Genomic DNA, 21,909 nt, shown 5'->3' on the forward strand with positions numbered 1-21,909 from the left:
GAATGTTGGAAATACGAGTTTTGCAAATGAGCGCACAGGTTTTACTCATTGGGAACGGTAGTGGCGAGATACCCGCAATACAAGAGGAGTTGACTATTGGCTTTAACGGGCAGGCAAGCGTCAATCCTCACCGAACATTAACGGTATATAACGGTAAACTCGCCCAAGCGTATCTCAGCGCAGCAGTCCCCCATGGCGACATCACAAGATTAGCGCAGACCGATTGCCATACTATCGAGTCGCACTCGACACCAGAGCAGCAAGTCAACGGGAAAATTCAGCCGATTGAACGACAGTTTGCGGTACATTCGGATGGTGCCAGCATTGAAGAGCGGGCAATGCTTAATCACTTAAGCGCTATTGCAATCAAACAGGAGCAACTGCTTGGTGCTTGGCCTTCTTCAGGCTTTGCGGTGTTAGGATGCCTTGTGGCCTTGGCGGTTCCCCTTAGAGTGTGCCGGATGAATCTTTTGCCGTCGTTAAAGCGAGAATTAACCTTAAGCCCTCGCATGCCACTGCCAGCCGTGTTTCATAACTGGCTTGGTGAACGGCGATTAGCCATTGAGTGGTTGATCGGCAACGAGTTTGATAATTCCCCCATCGATTGGCCTAGTTTTTGGCTGCCAGCGCCAAGCCAGCCGATGCCCACTGAGCCTTCACTTCCTGTTGAGGCATTACTGCATGTCACCCACTGCAGCAAAGCCGAGGGACAAAAGCTATGGCAACAGCTGGCCAGCAGCGATGTCGGAAGCTGGCTTGAGAGCCTAACCAACAGCCCTGATACGGGTACGTGCCACCAGCCAGAGGCGCTGCTTGCGGCAGAAAAGCTGTTCTATCTGCCACGGAATACCCGAGAGACCGCCCTTTGGTGGCTTTACGATAACGAGGCGTCCGTTTGGGTCAGTCAGGTGCATTACAAGCTGGCGTGGCTGTGGCAAACGCTGGCGCTTCGCTCCCGGGGGCTTGTGGTGCCGGACTCAGCGAGGGCATGGCCAGGATCTCCTCGATAAGCTGTCGCTCTCTTGCCTTTTCGTCGCGGCCATAATCGCGGCGCAGATGCCAGCAGGCGTAGCCATCGTCTAGATACAGTGGGTTTAACGCAAGCTCCGCCATGGGCAACATGGTCAGATAGTCGGTCACGGTATCAAACCATGCACCATCGGGACGTTTGAAGTAGTCCAGCGGTACCCTAAGAAACAGAGAACGGGTGAACACCCGCAGGTGACTCCAGACATTGGCGCCCGCCGCTTGCCTTGGCGCTTTATAATCCGGTCGGTACAACCTCAATGGCTTATTGGGGCGATACATGGGCATCTGGATTAAATCAGCGCCGTCTGCCCTCGCGTTTAACAGTATGTCCACCACCCTTGGGTGCATCAAACAGTCGTCCTGATCCAGTACGGCGATAAGGCTTTGGTCGTGCTCACACAGGGTATTGATGGCCTGCAGGAAGTTGGGCATTCGGCCCTGGTGGCTCAGGTGGCGCACCAGTGTGGTACGTGGCATCAACTCGGCCAGCAGCTCGGGGTAACACCAGTTGTGAGCCCAGCCGCTGGCATCATCAATAAGCACTATTCCGAAGTTCTGATTGTGCTGCATCCGCAGCGAATTCAGGCACCTTGTCAGCAAACTTACGTCGGTATACCGACCTTTAAGCAGGAAGACCAAAGGTTCGGCACGTTTGGGATAGTGCCAGTCTGCCGCGGGTTGCCAATCGAACGCTTCTTGCTGGGCATGTGGCTCACAGCCCTGGGCAATCAAATCTGCCGCCCGGGCGATAAGCGGCAAATGCTTATGTTCATTACGAGGATGCACGTAAAAGGTGGCCGGATCGCCACCGCGAAGTGCGCGCAATCCCTGTCTGGCCATATGTGCCTGCAAGGCCCGGTGCCAAGTTAAACGATAGCGCCCCTCGGCTATGGGATTGGCGATGGGCAGTTGCGCTTTTATGCGTTTAAGATCCAGCAGCCCAAGCCTGACTTCTGGCGCAAACTGCCCCGGTTCACCGTGGTAGGACAAAAACTGGCGGGTTGCTTTGGGAATATTAAAGCCTACCGCAAGCACAGTGCTTGGCTCTGCGGCATAGAGCATGTCTGCCAAGTAATCATGCTGCCAGTCGCGTCGGCCGATCATGACATCCAAATCGCACTGCAGCACATAACGGGTACCTATTTGCCCGAAAGCCCAGATCTGGGGAAACAAGGGGGCATTGTCCTGAGTATGCGTATGAATATCAGCAAAGCCACCCAGCTCAACCGCATCCGTCGCCCCGAACCAGTGATGACAGGTCGCCTGAATAACACTCTGACATGTGGGCGACAACAGCACTTCATCGATAAGCCCTGCCTGTTTCAGCGCCTCGGCCTGTGTAATGACCGAAGTGAGATCCGCTTCAGCGTATTGCCGTAAAAAATCGCCTGCGTGGGTATCTATCAGCAGCAACCTTTTGGCAAACCTGACCGGATATTGCAAGTGAGTCACTATGTGCTGCACCTGCGTTGTGAGGCTTTTGGCATCCTGACCACAAGCTTTCATCAGCAGACTGACATTGTCAGCAGTTGCCCGGCATTCGGGCTGCCGGATATGCAGGAATTGAGCATCGTGGCTTTGGGAGTCTATCTGACAATGCGGGTGCAAACTTGCCACCAACTCTGCGTAGAAGGTTGCAAAGCCCGGCAGGGCTTCAAGCGCTTCATCCTGGCGGCGAAAGCTGTGCCTGCGCACCCATTCTTCATCTTTATTTCCCTGTATACCAATGGAGTACAGGCGGGCGCACATATCCTGAAAATTGGAGCTGGTGAGCGGCTGAATATCCTTGCCGATATCAATGTAAAATAGCGCTCCCTGCTGAGATAGAAACAGGTTTTCTCGCTTGATATTGAGGGCGCTAACGCCGTTTTGATACATGGCTGACAGAAAACTGGTTACCTGTTCAGCCGTGAGGTGCTGTCCGGGATGACTGCCGGGCACAAACGGCGTTTGGTACTGCCAGCGGCCATCACATTTGCGCCAACGTACCTTGGGGATCGGTACATTTTTATGTTCCAGCAGGTGCTGCAAGCGGCTGACTTCGGCATCATCAATCGCCCAGGGATAGAATTCCTTTATAACCTGATTGTGCTGTCTCCAGACAGCGCCTTCCATACCTACCCCAAGCAAGTCTCTTTGGTGAGTAACAAGCGCGGCCCAGCTGCTGGTAGCGCTGGCCAGACGGGTTCTTTGCTCCTGCCATATAGACGACTGCTTATTCGAAGCAGAGTCGGCTCCGGATAATGAATAAATGGCGTAAATTGGCTTAGGGTTTACCGCAACTCTTTTGCCGAAACGCATTAAAAGCCGAGCTAACAGCCAATGATCCTCCGCACTTCGAATATTGGGATGTCGAAGACCAATTCCAGTTTTTAGTAATAAATTACAGGAAGGTAACTCTCGACATTGGTGACCTTCAGCAAAGCGCTCAATAAAATGGGCTAATGCAACTGGCGATAGCAATTCAGTGGGATCGGCAATATTAGCCTCAGTCAGGATATTATCCCCAATACGAAGGTAATTACTTCCTATTGCAGCAACGAAGTCGCCATTCGCTGCAGCATGCCAAAGGCTTTCAAGGCTATCGGCATAAGCCAGTTGATCATCAGCATCTAGCCTAGCTACCCATTCGATATTCGGATTATCATCCGCCCAATCCAGTAACAGATTTCGCGCCCTTGCAGGTGAACCACATTCAGCTCGAATAACAGTAACAGATGGATGCGATAATGCATCAGTGATATCCAATTGCCAGCCGTGTTCACTACTATCATCCAAAACCAAAATCTGGGCCCTTTTTTGTTGCACCAAAGTCTGGCTAAACGCACTATTCAATGCCCGAATAAGTTCTAGTGGCTGATTTTTATGTGAAATGGATAGCAGTATCGGTGCTAGCTGATACTCTGGTGAAGCCTGCTTGATCAGACTTTGATTTCGGTTACAGAGGACTTCTTGGTAAATCGCGGGGGCTTTAGGTTGATAGTGTGACAATTGATTTTTCCATTAATCGATATTCTTCCATGATGTCTGCCTCACTGATATGAAACAGTGTTTGTATGCGGTCAAAAAAAGCCTGCATATCTGCAGGCGACATCCTATGTCCGTGCAATCTTAAAAACTGCGCACATCCTTTGCGTTTTTGGGGCGAATTCGGAGCAGAAAGCGCAAACTCTGATTGATTACAGTGCCAGACTACAGTCACCATACCTGTATATCTAAAGCGATTTGAGGCACGCAGCAACATACGAATAGCCAAATCTCTATCGTTACAACTGATTAGGCCATCCGTATATCCACCAGCAGCTTGTATCGCCGTAAGTCGCACAAAAGTGTTTGAGCCCTGCCAACCTGGATTTTTTACCAGAAAGTCACTGTACTTCAGATTATTAGGGATAGTAGTAGCAAGAGTGTTTCCATGCTGTCGGATTTCAATACCCGATATCACAGCATCTACATTATCGGCCGTCCGTTCGATACACATTTCAACATGACGTGGCATCCATATGTCATCATCGTCCAAAATACTTACCCAGGCATCAGGAAATGAAGCCTGAAGATAATCTAGGCCTGTATTCCAAGCTCCAGCAGCACCTGTTGCACGCTGGTTGTGTAAAAAAGTCACAGGAATGCCATTTAAACATTCCTCAATCGCTAGCTTTTCAGTAATTGAAAGTGGTTTGCGATCGGCAACAATAACAACCCGATCAGGAATGCGTGACTGTGACACTATGCTTGGCAGAGATAACGACAGCAAATAATCACTCGTTGGCCGAGTAGCCAATAAAGCGACTACAGGCAAACTTATACTGCTTCCCATAAAAACTCACCTAACTCTTCCAATACCGTATCTAGCTGATCATCTAATATTTGGTTAAGTCTTTTGGCTCCTCCTTCGAATGCAGGAGTCTGGTTAATCGTTTCTCTATCAATAATCGCTTCGTGAACCAATTGTTTGGCAAGACGATCAAGCCACTTGCGTTGATTCGGATTCCAATTATGCAATGCATAAATTTTATGCATTGCTTTGGCAACCCGTTCGTCGAATGAAACCAACGGTTCTCCCAATGCTGCACGCCGAATATGGCCGATGATCCCCGCTGCAATTTCATGGTTAGTTTTACCACGCCAAGCTGTTTTAAGATTGGTCTCACTGTAACCTGCACCATCGAGCAGCATACGAATTTCTTTAAGCTGTTCACGAGTGAGATCTTTAGGACGATTAACAACGGTCATTAGTGCGGCATGCTGATTTATGCGCTCACGGATGTAACTTTCAAAATCACTCAGATAGTCTTCAGGTCTACTACGACCACCATAGGCTTGTTCACGCAGCGTCAGTTCATCTTCATGATAGGAGATAACGGGTCGATACTCGCTTCCAATGAGAGCTTGTACTTGTTCTAACTGAGCGATCAGCGTTCCATGTTGTTTAAGAAACTGACTCGCTTGCTGAGGACCTATGCTGTGTAAATGTTGATGTAATTTTCCTGGTTCAACACCCCAGACATTGCCAAGCTCAATTAGCTTCTGTTTAAGAGCTGGATAACGCTCAGCTTTATTTTCAGCCTTACGCAATACTCGCATCAGTTTTTGACTGAGTTGACTAAGCACTGTATCGGCCTGAGACTCACCAGCCTCATCGCCTGGAGCTTGTAGCGCCTTAATGAGCAGTGTTTCGTCCGTTAGTTCATCAATCAATTGCTCAATGGTGATATTGGGATTTTTTACGAGCGGTTTCATGGTATTCACTTCAGCTAACGCCGCATAAATATCAACTGGGTCGTAAATTTTAAATACAGTCTTGCCAATATCATCGCAACGTCGCGTCGCTCGTCCGATCATTTGTTCATACAAAATACGCGATTTAACTCGGCGCATGAAAACTAAATGACAGATTTTAGGTACATCAATACCTGTAGTAAGCAGGTCTACTGTGATAGCAATATTGGGGTAGCGTTCGTTTTTATAACGGCGAATAAGTTCAGTCACTTTATCGCTTTTTCCAGTAATTTTAGCCACTGCGGCTTGGTTATAATCGCCGTTATAGAGAGCTTGAAACTCTTCATCCAAAATACGCTTAACCATATCAGCATGCAGGTCGGTGGCGCAGAAAATCATGGTTTTCTCTTCACCAAATGGATCTAACTCCTGAACTAATGCCTTACAGATAACTCGGTTAAAATTCTCACTAATGACCCGCTTATTAAAAGCATTAACGTCAAAATTCAATTCATCATCAAGCTCCGCAGACTCAATAGTCCCAGTTGACATATCAATTGATGTGACGGTTTCGCCTTTCACGAAGTTTATACCGTTTTGAGTCAGTAGTGTTTCATAACGGATGGGAGGCTCATGGTCGATCAGCCAGTCTTCTGCCACCGCTTCACGATAAGAATACAGATAGACAGGCTTACCGAAAATCTCGCTAGTATGCTTAGCTGGTGTAGCAGTAAGGCCTATTTTTACCGCGTCAAAATATTCAAGTACTCGGCGGTAACTTGAGAGGTATTGGGTGGCATCGCGGGTTTCGATTTCACCATCAGTCATATCTTGATCAAGGGTATAGCCTCGGTGGGCTTCATCCACAATGATACAATCAAACTCATCCACAGTAGGAGGCTCATCACTAGCGAAGATGCGCTTAACCATGGCCTGCACTGTGGCGACCTGAACACGAGTTTCAGCCTCTGCAGCCATATCACCCAGTTCGGCAATATTGTATATCGTGGACAGGGTTTTGTTCTGCTCAAGTTTAGCCTCTTTAAAAGCATCGATGGCCTGTTCACCCAAGGCGGTTCTATCCACTAAAAACAGAATACGTTTGAATCGCTCGGTTTTTAAAAAGCGATACATCAATCCGATGATGGTACGCGTTTTACCCGTGCCAGTTGCCATGGCAAGTAGACATTCACGCTGCTCAGCCTCGAGCGCAATTTCCACCTTTTCAATGGCTCTTTGCTGATAAGGACGAAGCTTCAAGTAGCCAAAACCTTCTTGCTTAAGTTTAGCTTCGGCATCTAAGCGGTTACGTTTAAGCAAATCAACAAGCCCATCCGGAGAATGGAAACTTTGCAGCGCTCGGGCAAGATTTGCACCACTGCGAACATCTCTAAACCAAGTTCCAGATTGCTCTGCAAGTTGTTTTACAAAGGGTCTGCCGTTACAGGAATATACAAAAGGAATAAAGAACATGTCGCTATCGATGGACCAAGGCGTGTTGCGCTCTTCAAGTAGCCAAGGCCCTGGCAAGCTACCGAAAACAAAACCTTTGCTATAGCGTTCAGCTTGCGGAATAGCGCCTGCAACGTTGATATTTTCACGTTTTGCTTCCACAACTGCGATAGGTATTAAACCAACAAACAGAACATAATCAGCTCGTCCCCTTTGCCCACCTTGGGTCGGCCACTCTGCGATGGCTAAATTTTTACCCTTTTGAGGCCGAGCACCTTTGCGATAATCCAAAAGAATAGAATCAGCCTCCCAGCCTGCTTCTATTAGCTGCATATCAATAAGCATTCGGGTGCTTTCTTCGTCCAGCGTTATTGATTTTGAAACCCGCTTAACCTTACTGCTCAGTTGCTTTATGTCAGTTTGTTGTTTGGTTGCAGCCTCTTCAGTCTGGTTCTTCAGTTGCGTTTGTAATTCAGCTAACCGATGTTCAAACTGCTGTTGCTGGTGTTTGAGCTCAGCTTCATGAGCCTTGGCTTGGTCAGCTAACAACCTAGACTCAGCATTCATCAACTCTGCCAATTGCTGGTATTCAGCCTTTTCCCGCTTCAAAAGCCCCGTAAGCTCTGCATTTTGCTCAAGCTGGCAATTTGCTTCGAGTAATTGGTTTTTCAGCTGAGCAATATGATCTTGCAACTGAGTTAATTCGGCACTGGGATCTTTAGGCGTGATAAAAGGCCCTGGACTGAAAGACTCGGCACCTTTTGCAAAATTACGGTGAAACCATACAGCCAAGTCCCGCGCCACTTTCAAACCTGCGAGAGCCTCTTTATGGCGGGTTCTGAATTGGTGTACAGCCACATTGCCAGCTTTACGCAGGCCATGGAACAAATTAAGAATTAAAGGCTCTAGCTGCAGTTCTCGACTAATCAAAAACAGTAAGTCGGCCTGTGTAGTTTGTTGATCAAATTTTAGATGGCAACGCGCAGCAATATCTTGCGTTAAGGCCTCAGCCAATTGCCTCAACTTGACAAGAGTGGTATTGGGGTCTGCAGAAAATGAACGCTCAGCACCATAGGCAAGCTCAAAAAAAACCGGGTCGTGCTCCCTAAGAAAAGAGAAGTTACTAAAAATGTCCTTTTCGTCAGCCATCCAGGGCGCTCTCCAAATGAAAACTCTGCAAGAGATTAGGCCCTGATTTTGCCACAATAATTTTGGCTATTACCAGTAAAATGATTGGAAATACAGCAAGTAATCCCAATATTTAAAAATGATTAGATCGATTTAACCCATTCTCTTGAACAGAGGTTTTTTTAGCCGTTGAGGAACGGTTCTCATCCCATGCAACACCTTAACTCTAAACAACATACAGCTGCGAATCAGTTAATAGGGTTTTAGTGTCATCCAGTCAAACCCAAATTTAGCTAAAAATATTCAAAAACTTTCAAACTGACCATAACCGCTTTGATTCACACATAATAGCTCCAGATTCAGACGAGTATCGGTAGACCCCAAACAACCGTTGATATGCAAAGGAGCATATATGAGCATTGACAAATCCGTCGCACTTGGCATTGCGGGTAATGAACTGTCCAAGCAAATCACCAACAGCTCTGAGGTGTCCCTAGGTCGAACCTTGGTCGCCACGGGGTCTGGTGCAGCACTAGGTGCAGCCACAGCAGGAGTTCTGACAGTGGGAGCCGCGGCAGCTGGAGTTGCAACCGCACCAGTGACAGTCCCCTTAGCAGTAGCTGCTGGGCTAGTCTCTTTCATCGCAAGCCGCTTTGACTAAGAGACTCTTCAATAGAGCTTCTCAGCGATTGCGCCATTAGTCACCTAGCTATGGCGCAATCACAGACGAAAATAAGGAGCCTCCTCATGCCTTTCCCAATCGGAAAAGTACTAATACGCTGCCCTAACTGCCATTGGGAACAAAGCAGTTATCAGCCTTCAGATGCACTATTTGGTATCCCCGATATCTGCCCACAGTGCCAATATCCCAAACTAATCCTTACCCCACAGCAATCAAGCTTAAAAACGATATTGCTACGCAAATTGGGGTTAGAAAAATAACAGCGCTTCAAATTCCATGAGGCCAATTCAATTTCACGAGCGATGTACCTAGCACAAGCAGAAGTTGCAATACATAGGAAACATTATACCAATCACATTAAACACCTAATAAATTCATATATTTAGTGAAACCCCCATTACAGCATTCAAAGAATACCATACTGCTTTGCATTTGTTAGAGAGCATAGCCATTGTCAGCGAGGTCAGCACCATGTCAGAGCAGCTCATTCTTATAGCCTATGATATTCAATGCCACAACGCCCGCAGCGCCGCACTACGCCAACTGAGAAAAGTCTCCATCAGTTATCAGGACTCGGTCTTTGAATTGCATTTAACCATCCCTAAACTGCAACAGTTACTGCATAACCTCCAAGCTCTCATTAATCCCAACGATAGCCTGCTAACCGTACAGCTACACCCCATTGCCTGCTGGCAATTAGGTTGTGGCATTCAATCAGTGCAAGGTCAACTGCTAGTGATACGCTAATGACTACATTATTAATAGAAAAACATGGCATTACCTTGGAGTACGCCTCTGACGTCCTTGTTATGCGTGAACCCGATACGCCACCTCGCACCTTGCCACTGGCGCGTATAGACAAATTAATTTGCCTCCACAACACCCAACTCACCACCCAATTACTTGGCCAACTGCAACAACGGGGGATCGATTTTATTGTCATAAACAATCGTTACTCAGACCACAGTGTGGCCCTATACGCTAACACTCATGGCAACAGCATGCGCCGCACAGCCCAATACGCGCTACAACTCAATGACGCCATTCGCCTACCCTTAGCAAAATCTCTATGTCAGCATAAATTTCATCAAAGTCTGCGCGTACTCGAAACATATGCACCACACCGGATTCAAAGCCAATTACAAATAGCCTCAGAAAGCTTACCCAACTTCATAACAGAACAACAGTTGCGTGGGCTTGAAGGTAGCGCACAAAGAGCATTATTCCAATATTGGCGTCAATCACTCGATCCAAAATGGGGATTTGAACGGCGCCAACGCCGACCACCGCCCGATCCAGTCAATGGTCTACTTTCACTTATCTATACCTTGGTTCACCATGAAGCCATCCGCCAGTGCAAACAATTTGGCCTTGACTCAACACTTGGCATATATCACCGGCTTTCTTATGGTCGCCACTCCCTCGCCTGCGATCTCATGGAGCCAGTCAGACCATGGCTTGAGCATTGGCTGGTCCAATTATTAGCAAAGGATTTACTCAACCTACGCCACTTTACCCAAGGTAAACAAGGCTGTTACCTAGGTAAAACTGGCCGACTCCTGTTTTACCCACAATTTGAAACCCAAATGCCCAGCATTCGCCGTAAATTGGCAGCAAATGCCCGCTGGTTAGTGCAACAACTTAATCAAGGCATAGCACAGGGCCATGTAGCCCTACCGGAATTTGAAAATGAGCAACCATAAATACCAATTTTTAATTTGCTACGACATTCGCGAGCCTCGGCGGTTACAAAAACTACAACGCTTACTACGCCGCCACTGCTTAAAATTACAGGCGTCTGTATACCTATTTAAAGGTAATAGCCAGGCTGGCGAATCCCTTAGGCAACAAATTAGCCAACATATCGATCGCCGACAAGATGATGTGCGGGTTTACCAGTTAAGTCTTCACTGTTTGTTTGAATTTTACGGCCTACTCCCTTGGCCAAAGGAAATATTTTATGCCGATCTGCCCGTTTTCCGCCATCAGCCACTGATTGCACATGCTGCGCAAGCAAAGTAGACTAACACTGCTCTTTAACAATTAATTGGCACTAACACGATAGACCAAGTAGCGAGCCACTTTTATGCTTAAAAATCAATCAAACGAAATGCGTTCAAAAACATTGATTTTAAAAATAAATTTTTTGAGTTAGACTCTCAAAGCAGCCCCGACTTATAAGGGGATTAAGACCACCATCTGAGTTGTCGGATAGCCAGATGTAACTCTCAAAGCAGCCCCGACTTATAAGGGGATTAAGACTTACCACGAGCATTTTCTTTTAGGTACTCAATCTCTCAAAGCAGCCCCGACTTATAAGGGGATTAAGACAAACCCAATAACGGGAACGTGATACCTATTGTCGCTCTCAAAGCAGCCCCGACTTATAAGGGGATTAAGACTTAACCTTACGTGCCTTTCGCTGAGCCTTACGCTCTCAAAGCAGCCCCGACTTATAAGGGGATTAAGACCCAGTTCCACAGGTTCAGTTAAAACAACTTTACCCTCTCAAAGCAGCCCCGACTTATAAGGGGATTAAGACCAGAATGTTGTGGTTGTTAACGAATCGATTGACTCTCAAAGCAGCCCCGACTTATAAGGGGATTAAGACATAGGCGCATGAGTCCACTTCGACCAGCTCGTAGCTCTCAAAGCAGCCCCGACTTATAAGGGGATTAAGACTCCCCACATAATCGCAAACACTATTAAAAACGCTCTCAAAGCGGCCCCGACTTATAAGGGGATTAAGACTCACACGCCAGTACATCGGACGTGTAATTTTTCTCTCAAAGCAGCCCCGACTTATAAGGGGATTAAGACTGTGAGATTACAAATACCTGTCCAACTTTACGCTCTCAAAGCAGCCCCGACTTATAAGGGGATTAAGACCTTCAACGTGAATATTCAGCTTGGTCACGATCTCTCAAAGCAGCCCCGACTTATAAGGGGATTAAGACCAACATTTATAATTCTGCACACGACCAATATGTCCTCTCAAAGCAGCCCCGACTTATAAGGGGATTAAGACGCCCAGCCGGTGTAGTTTCCTGCACGAGTTGATCTCTCAAAGCAGCCCCGACTTATAAGGGGATTAAGACTGTAGTTGGCGTCGTAGGCGGCGTGCTCTTTCTCTCAAAGCAGCCCCGACTTATAAGGGGATTAAGACTGTTAATTTCTTTGCCGACAAGTTGATACGCTCTCTCAAAGCAGCCCCGACTTATAAGGGGATTAAGACGTAGTTACCTACGTATATCAATCCTGCTATCTCTCTCAAAGCAGCCCCGACTTATAAGGGGATTAAGACATACAGCGTTAGCATTACCAACGGTGAAGTGTCTCTCAAAGCAGCCCCGACTTATAAGGGGATTAAGACGCACCTTTGAAAGCTTCTTTTTCAAGCTCTTTCTCTCAAAGCCGCCCCGACTTATAAGGGGATTAAGACAGATACCAGCACGCATACCTTCGGCAGTAAGGCGCTCAAAGCAGCCCCGACTTATAAGGGGATTAAGACTTTTATTTAGACCTTGGGGGAAGTCGTGATAGGCTCTCAAAGCAGCCCCGACTTATAAGGGGATTAAGACGGTTTTAAGTAGATTACACTACTCATTCACTTAGCTCTCAAAGCAGCCCCGACTTATAAGGGGATTAAGACTTCCTCATGATAGTAAGTGGCGAATCTTTTCTCTCTCAAAGCAGCCCCGACTTATAAGGGGATTAAGACTCAAAACTTTGCCCCGTCTTTTCGTGATACGCACTCTCAAAGCAGCCCCGACTTATAAGGGGATTAAGACAACAAACAGTACCATCAGGATCACTTCCTGGTCTCTCAAAGCAGCCCCGACTTATAAGGGGATTAAGACCATGTACCTATTCCCATTTGGATTTTGGTTACTTCTCTCAAAGCAGCCCCGACTTATAAGGGGATTAAGACCGGCGCACTGTATCAACAGACAAATCTTCTGGCTCTCAAAGCAGCCCCGACTTATAAGGGGATTAAGACTGATGGTCTCAATCTGAGTACCGACAACTTTTGCTCTCAAAGCAGCCCCGACTTATAAGGGGATTAAGACGATAATATCTTCCTCTGGGTCATAAGCTTTTTCTCTCTCAAAGCAGCCCCGACTTATAAGGGGATTAAGACCACGTACGATGAGTCATACGTTTGTTTTGTTGACTCTCAAAGCAGCCCCGACTTATAAGGGGATTAAGACAGCCTTACCAGCCACCATAGGGCTTACAAATGGCTCTCAAAGCAGCCCCGACTTATAAGGGGATTAAGACGAACTTGCTTTACCCCGTTAAGCAAAGTTTCGGCTCTCAAAGCAGCCCCGACTTATAAGGGGATTCTCTGTTTGCAACTTATTCCTGCCAGTTTCATCTATACCACTTACAAGTTTTTAATTGCCCTTTGTGAAGGCCTTATTCGGTATGCTTTTTACATTAGTGCATCCGCTTAAGTCACAGCGATTGACAAAACAGTGCTATTACAAGGTTTGCCCGTATGACATTAAGCCATCCACCCTCTGTTGCACTTAACCACTATATCGCCAGTGTATTACTCGAAGGAAATATCGATTGATAGCGGAAAAATCTAATGGTCGATAGATATACACTCATAACTTTTAACCTTATAAAATCATAACGTTAAAAAAAATAACAAATTTAGATATCAATCATTTTATTTGATGATGTAATCGCTTAAGCTCTGTGCTCTGGTGCTTATCACAGGGACAATTTTATAGGGATGAACATGATAAAACCGCATCAAACGTTATTACTCGCTGTCACGGGTAATTCTCCACAAATAGTCACTGAAACCTTATATGGGATATTTCAGCAACAGCTAGAATGGCCCAATCGTATTGTTATCATAACAACCCAAATCGGGGCGGCCACAGCAAAACGAACTCTGATTGATGAAGGCAAACTTGCCGCGTTATGTACTGAATGGGATTTACCGCTACCCGCGTTTAGCGAACAAGATCTACTGGTGATTACTGGCGCAGAGGATAAGCCAGTAGATGATGCTCGCACCGAAGAAGATCAAACTGCTTTAGCGGATTTTATTACTCGCCATGTTGCACAATTTACCTCAGATACCCACACCCGTGTGCATGCCTCAATTGCCGGAGGACGAAAAACCATGACCTTTTTCTTAGGTTATGCCATGACGGTATTTGGGCGAGATTTTGACCGTTTAAGCCATGTACTGGTATCTGAGCAATTTGAAAGCCTAGCGGATTTCTATTACCCCAGCCGCAACAGTCACCTTATAACCAATCGCAATGGTGAGTATTTGGATACCGCCAACGCCGAAATCATGCTGGCTGAAATCCCGTTTGTTAGTCAGCGCAGTATGTTAGGCGAAGCCAACATTCGTCATTTTGCCAGCCTAGGTTACAGTGAACTCGTTAGGCAAATCCGTCTTGCTAATCGTCCAAACGATATCAAACTGCACTTTGAATTTGATGTCACAGCACCTTCAGTCATGGTTAATGATCTCAGACTCGATTTTAGTAAACATCGTTTAGAGTTTGCTTTTTACGCCATGTTCGCGCGTCCGAGGGACGAGTATGAAGATCCAATTGAACGCCCAAGTGATGCAACCAATATTACACTCGTGACTAAAGCACTGTCCTATGAACTGACGCTGTTGATGCGACCGAATGCTGATGCACATAAAGAAGAACCGAAATTTTGGGAAGAGATGGAAGATCTAGCCGTGATTGATAGCCGCACTAGAATTGCCATTTTAGAAAATCCACACACTATTGGTATCACTGAAAAACAATTCGATGCCAGAAAAAACAGCCTATACAAGTTCCTCAAGCAACATGTTCCCCAAGCTTTGGCAGATATTCTAATGCCGAGTAGTTCAGGAAAAAGCAAACAATATCGAATGAACTTACCCCCTGAACAAATTAGTTTTTCAGTGGGTTAAATGGCGACGACTTAATTAGCCTTGCTCTGACATGATTTAAGCCCTGATTTCACCTTGAAGCCAAGATCATTAAGGCAATATACGTTTACCGAAGTAGTTAATCACTGATGATGAGATCTCTATGGAAGAGATGCTGCATCTAGTTTTAGCCCCACATATAGGTGGGATAGTCATTTGCTCGAGGAGGTGAGCTCGTGATCCAGACTCTTGTTGCAGAACTGCAGGTATCTGCCCCACTTATCATGTCGGGGCACACTTCATTGGAGAAGGGCGACTCCATAAGACCCAGCGCCATCAAGGGCGCGCTGCGTTTCTGGTGGCGCGCCTTACAGTGGCCACGGCTTCGCGAGAGCCATACCAGTGACCAGAATGCGCTCAAAGCGCTACATCAAGCTGAAGCTGACCTCTTTGGCGCAGCTGCTGGAGAGAGCGGCAAGCAGTCGAAAGTGCTGCTACGGATCGACGCCAAACAGCGGCTCGATGCACAGGCTTTTTCCAAGGGGCAAGATCTCTCCAAATCCCATCCCGGGGCCGTCTATCTGATGGGCCAGGGGCAACATCAACGCAATAACGGTAGCCTGTGCGCTGGATTGCAGTCCTCAGCGCCCATGTCACTACGTCTTAGCTGGCGCGCCGACACGCTTAAGGATGACGAGCAGGATGGGCTGGTTCGGGCTGTGATGGCATTGGGGCTGCTCGGTAGCGTCGGTGCCCGTGCCCGCAAGGGGTTCGGCTCACTCTCCCTGCAGACACTCACCTTGAACAAACAGCCTTTGCCGGTTCCCGCTAATCTGGCCGAGTTGCGCCACTGGTTCGCTGATTTACCCCGAGGCACCACCGATGAATTGCCCCCCTTTACCGCCTTCGGGCCCACCAGTCGCAGCTGGGTGCTCGGGCTGAAACCTGCCCGCGAGCCGCTAGCGCTGCTCAATGAATACGGGCTGCAGATGATGCGTTACCGTCTCTCCGACAAGAGCGCATTCGCCGGCGGTCAACAGGGACGAGGGCTGTTCAAGGGGGATAGCCGTTCTCTGCGCGCCGTTACCGAAGGTGGACGACCGGATAAAGCGCCGCAGCGCGCCGTGTTTGGCCTCCCCAACAACGTCTTTTTTATCGACAACAAACAGACCGTTGAGGTCAACCCCGGTCAGCACGAACGACGCGCCTCCCCGCTGCTGGCGCATCTTCATCGCTTTCCAAACGGCGACCAAGTCATGCTGGCAACCCTGCTACCTGCACAATTTTTGCCCGAGGGTGAAGAACTTGGCATCAAGCATAAAGGGAAGACCCACTCCCTCCCCTTTTCCCCCGCCTGGTTGGTAGTCGAGGATTTTATTAAACAATGTGGCGGTGAGGAGTTGACTCGATGAACCAGAGCCATTTTCATTTCACACTAGGTCCGGTACAGGCCTTTGTGGCACAAGCCCGCCGCACCCGCGATTTCTGGGCGGGCTCCTTTCTGCTAAGCTGGCTCTCTTCGGTGGCCATCAAGTCCGTTGAGGCACAGCAAGGGGAGATCGCCTTCCCTAAACCGCAGCCCGAGTACATGGCCTGGCTGGTCGGTGAGGGTCATGGCGAGGCCCCCAAACAGGGGACCATTCCCAACCGCTTCAAAGCACTCAGTGCCAGAGTTGAACACCACTTTGACCCCATGATTGTCTGCAGCAGCGTGCAACAAGCCTGGCAAGGTCTGGCCGAACGGGTGTGGCAGGGGGATTTCGCCCCGCTCGAAGTACAGCTGGGTGAGGAACGCCTAGCCGCCACCCGCGCTATCTGGGATCGCCAGGTCCAAGGGTTCTGGGAACTCAACTGGGTGCTCAGTCAGGATGCAACTGTCAGTAACTTGCTGGATCGCCGCAAGAACTGGCGCAGCCACCTACCACCCGCCGAACCTGGGGTTAAATGCATGCTGATGGAGGGATGGCAGGAGCTTTCAGGCCTTGCCACACCAAACCGGCAGGGGCTCACGCTGTTTTGGGAGACGGTGCGTCATGGCCCCGCAGCAGAGCTGATGGTAGATATTCGCGAAGGGGAGGCACTCTGCGCCCTAGCCTATATCAAGCGCCGTTTTGCCCGCTACTTTGCTGAGCTACAGTTGCAAATGCCCGGTGAATGGACCTTGCACGGCTGGCCCCTGCCCAGCAGCGTCCCCAGTCTGGCCCATATTGCCGCCAGCCGCTGGCTGGAGAAGATGGTCAAACGGGCCAACAGCTCGGGGCATCGTGATCTTTTGACATCTTTTTTGCAGGATCTGGCATCAGCTCGGCTCGATATCGCTAACGAACGTGAGTCTGCCCTGCCCGGTATCAGGAATAAGGCAAGTGAAGCAGGATTGGATGATGTAGCCACTCTGGATGGCACCCTCTGGTTTGCCACCCAGTTGGTTCAAGAAAGGGACGAAAGCCTGCGTCTGCGCCAGCGCCATCAAGCTGATAAGGCGCTGCAGTCACTCAACCATCTACAGAAGTGTCCCTCAATCGGCACTCCACACCCCTTCTATGCCGTATTGCTGATGGATGGCGACAGCCTCGGCAGTCAGATGAGTGATCCTGCCAAGCAGGCAGGTATCAGTGCAGCCCTCAACCGCTTTACCGAACTGGCACCGCACATTGTCGAACGCCATAACGGTTTTCTGGTCTACGCCGGAGGAGATGATGTGCTGGCCCTGCTCGGAGTCAGCGATGCCATGGCCTGTGCAGCCGACCTCAGGCAGTGCTATGGCGACTGCTTTGCCCTGCAGAATCGCCAACGCCAGAGCCACATCGTCAGCACCCTCTCTGGTGCTATCAATATCGGTCATATCAAATGGCCACTGCGGGCCTTGCTGTTTGATGCGCATCACCTGCTCGATGATATCGCCAAAGAGACGACAGGGCGCGATGCCCTGGCCATCCGAGTCTGGAAACATGACAAGCCACACCTTTGCTGGAGCCAGCCTTGGGACGTTTTACTGGGAGAACAGGGAAACCGGCTGGAATGGCTGCTCGGTCACTTCGCCCAAGGAGTCACCAGCAACAGCTTCCTGTTCAAGCTACAGAAACTCATCCAAGAACTGCGTCTCGACCAGCCCCACGGCTTTGGCGAGAAAGCGCTCGCCAACCTGCTCTGGGCCGAGTATCGCCAGAGCCTCGGCACCGCGCCCAAAGAGCAAGCACTCGATCAACACTGGTTTGAAGAGCTGGTGAGCCTGAGCACTCCCCACGTCAGAATGTTGGAAAATCAGCAGGCAATCATGACGCCACGCAAGGTACTCACCCCAGATGCAGCCCTGCTGCTACGCTTCCTGCACGAGGCCTATCTAGCTGCCGATCATACTGCAGTGCAATCTGCTTTGGAGCAAATATGCTGACACTCGCCTTTCACCCAGTAGATACTTGGTTTTTCCGTGAATCACGTCCGATGGATAGCCAAGGCGGCACTACTCTTGGCAACCAGTTCCCCCCTTCGGCGGCCACTCTAATGGGAGCCCTGCGCACCCGTCTTGGCGATATTCTGGAGGCCGACTGGGAAGATCTCACCAGCCTGCCCGTCTGGTGGGGGGATGCTGACCAGTGGGGAACACTCAAACTTGAAGGTCCCTGGCTGAGACTGGATGGGGAGGACTATCTACCCTGCCCCGCCCACCTGTTACGCGGCAAGGAGAATGACGCTAGTTATGTCATGCTGCAGCCTGGTGATGTTGTAAACTGCGATCTGGGCAAAGTCCGCCTGCCGGCTCTACCCGAAGGTGCCCCACCCGGCGTCAAGACGCTGGAAGATCACTGGTTGCCGCAAACTACATTGGCCTGCGTGCTGACAGGACAACTGCCTCCGGCCAATACAAAGGTGGTTTCAACTGCAGAGTTACTGGCCGATGAGTATCGACTTGGGATCGCCATCGATAACAGCAAGCGTGCCGTGGTAGAAGGCCAGCTTTATCAAACTCGCCACCAACGCCCCCGCCGGGAACTGGCCGTGATGGTCACTCTGCATGGCCTCCCCACCGAACAGGAGCAGGCATTGCAACGTGATCTGGCTAGCCAGCCGCTGCTACGCCTCGGCGGTGAAGGCCGCATGGCCGAGGTGCGAGTGGTCGATAGGCCAGCTGTTACGGCGCAGGGAATGCCCCCAAAACAGGCTAAGTTACTGGCCATGACCCTAGCACCGATTCCAGTTACCCCGCAGCAGTGGCCACTGCCTGGGTTTAACAAACACAAGCTGCAAGGGCTGGATTGCTGGCACGGTGAACTGGCAGGTTATCCGCTGTCGCTGATCACTATGGTCTGTGGCAAGGTGAAGCGCCAAGGTGGATGGGATCTGACCCGCCACCAGCCACGCCCGGTACACAATCAGCTTCCGGCAGGCACACTATTTTTCTTTAACGATGCACCCCTGCCCGGCGAGACACACATGCTGACACTCGATATCGCAGGCCAGCGAATTCCGTTGGCTCTGGGCTGGTGGCAAGACAATCAAACCAATTCTCACAAGGAGTGACCGATGAACTCATCTCTTCTGCTCGGGCTGCATGCCCACACATGGATCCATGCCGGTAGCGGCGAAAAAGATGGAGTGGTTGACCTCCCCATCCAGCGTGAGGCCCATACCGGCTGGCCGGTGATCTTTGGCTCATCACTGAAAGGGGCAATGCGCAGCCAGATTAGCCGTACCAAGGGGGCTCAGGCCGAACTGAGCCTGGTAACGCTATTTGGACCCGACTCACTGCACGCCGGCGCGACCAGTGACAAGATCCACGCCGGTGCGCTGCTGGTATCTGATGCCAGGCTACTCTGGCTGCCGGTTCGCTCTCTCACCAGCCACACCCGCTATGTCACCTGTCCAGCCCTGCTGTGCCGCCTGTTGGCTGACTTGAAACGAGCAGGTCAGCCACAATCCCTTGCTGTCCCCAAGGTAGGAGAGTTAGAGGCCCTAATCGCCGGAGATCAGACGGGGCGCATCTATCTGGAGGAGTATGCCTTCACTGCCAGCGCAGAAAGTACGCTCACCCCTTGGGGGGCGCTGCTCGCCCGCTTCTGCGATCTCAATGCCGAGCAAATACTCAACCAGCTAACCCTGATACACGATGATCAGTTTGCCCATCTCTGCCAGGCAGCCATTCCCGTTCACCCTCACATTGCTATCGACTATGAGACCAAGAGCGTGCGTGATGGTGCGCTCTGGTATGAAGAGGCACTACCACCCGACACTCTCTTCTACTCCCTGTTGCTGCTGACTGATGCACGAGACGGCTCGGGCCTTGGCGCCGCTGCACTGAAAAATCAGGCAACGCAGACCCTGCTGGGCAATGCCCCCTACCTGCAAGTAGGCGGAAACGAAAGCACAGGCATGGGCTGGCTGCAACTAACCCAGTTTGAGCACAGGGAGGCGTAACCATGGCACAACTCATCTCTCAACAACGAGCAGCCTTTGCTCTGCGCCATATGGAGCAAGCGCTGCGCCATACGCCGGAGAAGCAGCGTCAGATCCGTACCGTCGCCAACAGCATACCGGCCCAGATCCAGCGTACTGGTCTCGGCCAGACCCTGGCCTTTGCCCTGAGTAAACAGGGCAAGAGTGATGGTGCAGGCTGGACTTACCTCTATGAGTTGCTGCAAGAGTGGCTCTGCCAGGAGCAGCAGATCTACCGCGGCGGGACCCTGATGGCGAGCCTATGTCAGGGTGACATAAGGCATTATCAACAGGCCCAGGCCGAAGCCCTCGCCCTGCTGGTGTGGGTGCGTAAGTTTGCCCGCGCCATGCTGGAATCCTCAGCCAGCAAAGAGAGGGGATAAGGGATGGCAGAATACCTGCAACGCGTGCCACTCTATCAGAGCGGTTTTCATACCAAAGAGCATATCGATCTCTGGGGTCATGATGCCAACAAGGGGCTGCTCTTCGACCGGTTTTTTGGCGGCTATGAAACGGGTTGGAAAGTAGACAAGCTGCAACGGGACAAGGTCAAACTGACCCACCCCCTCGACTGGCTGACGGGCCGCTGTGGCAATGCCGCAGCGCTTGAGTCCGCCAAAAATCGGCAGCTGGCCCTGATCTCGACGCTCAATGGTAAGGCGATCAGCTGCAAGCTCGACTGGAACATGGTCACTGGTACTGGCGAAGCCCATCCGCTGGAGAACGGCTTTCGTTGGCATCACACCCTAGGGGTGCCCTATCTACCTGCCTCATCCATCAAAGGGATGCTGCGAGCCTGGCTCACCACCTGGGCCAGCGATATTTTCTCGAAGGAAGAGATTACAGACCTCTTTGGCAGTGACCGAGAGCAAAGTGAGGCGCATTACATGGGCACGCTGATTTTTTTCGATGCCCTGCCGCTTGCCCCCACTACCCTGACGCTGGATGTAATGACCCCCCATGCGGGAGACTGGTATGAGAAAGGTGCCAGTCAGCCCGGGAAACCCGATACGGTCCCTGCGGATTGGCAAAGCCCGGTTCCCATCACCTTTCTCGCCGTTAAAGAGGCCACCTTCCTGTTCACGCTGGCCGCGCGAAACGATGCAAGCCAATCGCAACTCGGCAAAGTAATGGAACAACTCGATGACGCCCTGACCACGCTCGGTATCGGCGCCAAAACGGCGCTGGGTTACGGGGTGATGACAAAACTCGAGGCCACACAACCACAAAGTGGCGAACGGTTGTTGGGGGCGTTGCAAGAGCAGCGCCGCCAGCAACAGGCCGATCGCAAACGTCAACTTGAACGGGCTAGCATGAGCCCCAACCAGTTGAACGTGGCCGATCTTGCCGAGCGCCTCAGTGCCAGAGCGGACAAACAGTTCAAAGAGGGGTTTAACAACGAGATTGCAGATCTGGTCAATACCGCCTTGCGTGATAGTTGGTCAATCGATGAGCGACTCGCGCTGGCCACAGTGATCGAACAGAGTAGCGTCTGGACCCAGATCAGCAAAAAAGAGAAGGCCCGTGAACGTAAAGCTCTGCTGGCACAGCTCAAGGAGTGACCATGTCG

The 21,909-nt window shown here is 50.1% G+C and carries 16 protein-coding genes and 1 CRISPR repeat array; of the genes, 13 read left to right on the plus strand and 3 right to left on the minus strand.

Features of this window, described 5'->3' with window-relative positions; all coding sequences use genetic code 11:
* The first annotated feature begins 26 nt into the window (after positions 1–26).
* Positions 27–1,010 (plus strand): hypothetical protein, encoded by a 984-nt coding sequence (locus tag CEQ32_RS14600; protein ID WP_088586279.1) that lies wholly within the window; start codon positions 27–29, stop codon positions 1,008–1,010.
* On the opposite strand, the gene CEQ32_RS14605 is transcribed toward CEQ32_RS14600, so the two are convergent.
* The 3 genes from CEQ32_RS14605 to hsdR are packed head-to-tail and all read right to left on the minus strand — an operon-like array spanning position 901 to position 8,349.
* Complete coding sequence (locus CEQ32_RS14605; RefSeq protein ID WP_088586280.1) at positions 901–4,020, minus strand: glycosyltransferase; 3,120 nt, start codon at positions 4,018–4,020, stop codon at positions 901–903. The genes CEQ32_RS14600 and CEQ32_RS14605 overlap by 110 nt on opposite strands.
* Entirely contained in the window at positions 4,001–4,846 is an 846-nt protein-coding gene (locus CEQ32_RS14610) for a glycosyltransferase family 2 protein (protein ID WP_088586281.1), read from the minus strand. Before CEQ32_RS14610 ends, CEQ32_RS14605 begins: the two co-directional genes overlap by 20 nt.
* Entirely contained in the window at positions 4,831–8,349 is a 3,519-nt protein-coding gene (gene hsdR / locus CEQ32_RS14615) for a type I restriction-modification system endonuclease (protein WP_088586282.1), read from the minus strand. The genes CEQ32_RS14610 and hsdR overlap by 16 nt, the downstream gene beginning before the upstream one ends.
* 391 nt (positions 8,350–8,740) lie before the next feature.
* Here hsdR and CEQ32_RS14620 point away from each other — a divergent pair, with 391 nt between their 5' ends.
* The 12 genes from CEQ32_RS14620 (at position 8,741) to cmr6 (ending at position 21,901) form a co-directional block, all read left to right on the plus strand.
* The gene (locus CEQ32_RS14620; RefSeq protein WP_088586283.1) at positions 8,741–8,989 is read left to right on the plus strand and encodes a hypothetical protein; all 249 of its coding nucleotides are present in this window, start codon (positions 8,741–8,743) and stop codon (positions 8,987–8,989) included.
* A gap of 86 nt (positions 8,990–9,075) precedes the next feature.
* A complete protein-coding gene (locus tag CEQ32_RS22870) occupies positions 9,076–9,270 on the plus strand; it encodes a hypothetical protein (protein ID WP_140907672.1) in 195 nt (64 codons plus the stop codon).
* Positions 9,271–9,481: 211 nt separating this feature from the next.
* On the plus strand, positions 9,482–9,757 hold the full coding sequence (locus CEQ32_RS14625; protein ID WP_146128720.1) for a CRISPR-associated endonuclease Cas2: 276 nt from the start codon (positions 9,482–9,484) through the stop codon (positions 9,755–9,757).
* Positions 9,757–10,713 (plus strand): CRISPR-associated endonuclease Cas1, encoded by a 957-nt coding sequence (gene cas1, locus CEQ32_RS14630; RefSeq protein ID WP_088586285.1) that lies wholly within the window; start codon positions 9,757–9,759, stop codon positions 10,711–10,713. Before CEQ32_RS14625 ends, cas1 begins: the two co-directional genes overlap by 1 nt.
* Positions 10,700–11,032, plus strand: a complete 333-nt coding sequence (cas2, locus tag CEQ32_RS14635) for a CRISPR-associated endonuclease Cas2 (RefSeq protein WP_088586286.1) — start codon at positions 10,700–10,702, stop codon at positions 11,030–11,032. Before cas1 ends, cas2 begins: the two co-directional genes overlap by 14 nt.
* Before the next feature lie 134 nt (positions 11,033–11,166).
* Positions 11,167–13,361: direct repeats of the CRISPR family, unit length 37 nt; unit sequence CTCTCAAAGCAGCCCCGACTTATAAGGGGATTAAGAC.
* A 399-nt stretch (positions 13,362–13,760) separates the two neighbouring features.
* Positions 13,761–14,951 (plus strand): CRISPR-associated ring nuclease Csm6, encoded by a 1,191-nt coding sequence (gene csm6 / locus CEQ32_RS14640; protein ID WP_181159884.1) that lies wholly within the window; start codon positions 13,761–13,763, stop codon positions 14,949–14,951.
* A gap of 194 nt (positions 14,952–15,145) precedes the next feature.
* The gene (gene cmr1 / locus CEQ32_RS14645; RefSeq protein WP_088586288.1) at positions 15,146–16,321 is read left to right on the plus strand and encodes a type III-B CRISPR module RAMP protein Cmr1; all 1,176 of its coding nucleotides are present in this window, start codon (positions 15,146–15,148) and stop codon (positions 16,319–16,321) included.
* Positions 16,318–18,300 (plus strand): type III-B CRISPR-associated protein Cas10/Cmr2, encoded by a 1,983-nt coding sequence (gene cas10, locus CEQ32_RS14650; RefSeq protein ID WP_088586289.1) that lies wholly within the window; start codon positions 16,318–16,320, stop codon positions 18,298–18,300. The genes cmr1 and cas10 overlap by 4 nt, the downstream gene beginning before the upstream one ends.
* 50 nt (positions 18,301–18,350) lie before the next feature.
* A complete protein-coding gene (locus CEQ32_RS14655; RefSeq protein WP_240200010.1) occupies positions 18,351–19,427 on the plus strand; it encodes a type III-B CRISPR module-associated Cmr3 family protein in 1,077 nt (358 codons plus the stop codon).
* A gap of 3 nt (positions 19,428–19,430) precedes the next feature.
* On the plus strand, positions 19,431–20,321 hold the full coding sequence (gene cmr4 / locus CEQ32_RS14660) for a type III-B CRISPR module RAMP protein Cmr4 (protein WP_088586291.1): 891 nt from the start codon (positions 19,431–19,433) through the stop codon (positions 20,319–20,321).
* A gap of 2 nt (positions 20,322–20,323) precedes the next feature.
* The gene (gene cmr5 / locus CEQ32_RS14665) at positions 20,324–20,722 is read left to right on the plus strand and encodes a type III-B CRISPR module-associated protein Cmr5 (protein WP_088586292.1); all 399 of its coding nucleotides are present in this window, start codon (positions 20,324–20,326) and stop codon (positions 20,720–20,722) included.
* Between the two features lie 3 nt (positions 20,723–20,725).
* On the plus strand, positions 20,726–21,901 hold the full coding sequence (gene cmr6 / locus CEQ32_RS14670; RefSeq protein WP_088586293.1) for a type III-B CRISPR module RAMP protein Cmr6: 1,176 nt from the start codon (positions 20,726–20,728) through the stop codon (positions 21,899–21,901).
* Positions 21,902–21,909: the final 8 nt, after the last annotated feature.

Source organism: Shewanella sp. FDAARGOS_354 (genome assembly GCF_002209245.2).
In the GTDB taxonomy this organism is placed as follows: Bacteria; Pseudomonadota; Gammaproteobacteria; order Enterobacterales; family Shewanellaceae; genus Shewanella; species Shewanella xiamenensis.

Bases quoted from the DNA above. Each gene is read 5' to 3' on its own strand.
- cmr4 (WP_088586291.1), top strand. From the start codon at position 19,431: ATGAACTCATCTCTTCTGCTCGGGCTGCATGCCCACACATGGATCCAT.
- hsdR (WP_088586282.1), bottom strand. From the start codon at position 8,349: ATGGCTGACGAAAAGGACATTTTTAGTAACTTCTCTTTTCTTAGGGAG.
- CEQ32_RS22870 (WP_140907672.1), top strand. From the start codon at position 9,076: ATGCCTTTCCCAATCGGAAAAGTACTAATACGCTGCCCTAACTGCCAT.
- cas10 (WP_088586289.1), top strand. From the start codon at position 16,318: ATGAACCAGAGCCATTTTCATTTCACACTAGGTCCGGTACAGGCCTTT.
- cmr6 (WP_088586293.1), top strand. From the start codon at position 20,726: ATGGCAGAATACCTGCAACGCGTGCCACTCTATCAGAGCGGTTTTCAT.
- CEQ32_RS14620 (WP_088586283.1), top strand. From the start codon at position 8,741: ATGAGCATTGACAAATCCGTCGCACTTGGCATTGCGGGTAATGAACTG.
- CEQ32_RS14625 (WP_146128720.1), top strand. From the start codon at position 9,482: ATGTCAGAGCAGCTCATTCTTATAGCCTATGATATTCAATGCCACAAC.
- CEQ32_RS14600 (WP_088586279.1), top strand. From the start codon at position 27: ATGAGCGCACAGGTTTTACTCATTGGGAACGGTAGTGGCGAGATACCC.
- CEQ32_RS14610 (WP_088586281.1), bottom strand. From the start codon at position 4,846: ATGGGAAGCAGTATAAGTTTGCCTGTAGTCGCTTTATTGGCTACTCGG.
- cas2 (WP_088586286.1), top strand. From the start codon at position 10,700: ATGAGCAACCATAAATACCAATTTTTAATTTGCTACGACATTCGCGAG.
- CEQ32_RS14655 (WP_240200010.1), top strand. From the start codon at position 18,351: ATGGATAGCCAAGGCGGCACTACTCTTGGCAACCAGTTCCCCCCTTCG.
- cas1 (WP_088586285.1), top strand. From the start codon at position 9,757: ATGACTACATTATTAATAGAAAAACATGGCATTACCTTGGAGTACGCC.
- cmr5 (WP_088586292.1), top strand. From the start codon at position 20,324: ATGGCACAACTCATCTCTCAACAACGAGCAGCCTTTGCTCTGCGCCAT.
- csm6 (WP_181159884.1), top strand. From the start codon at position 13,761: ATGATAAAACCGCATCAAACGTTATTACTCGCTGTCACGGGTAATTCT.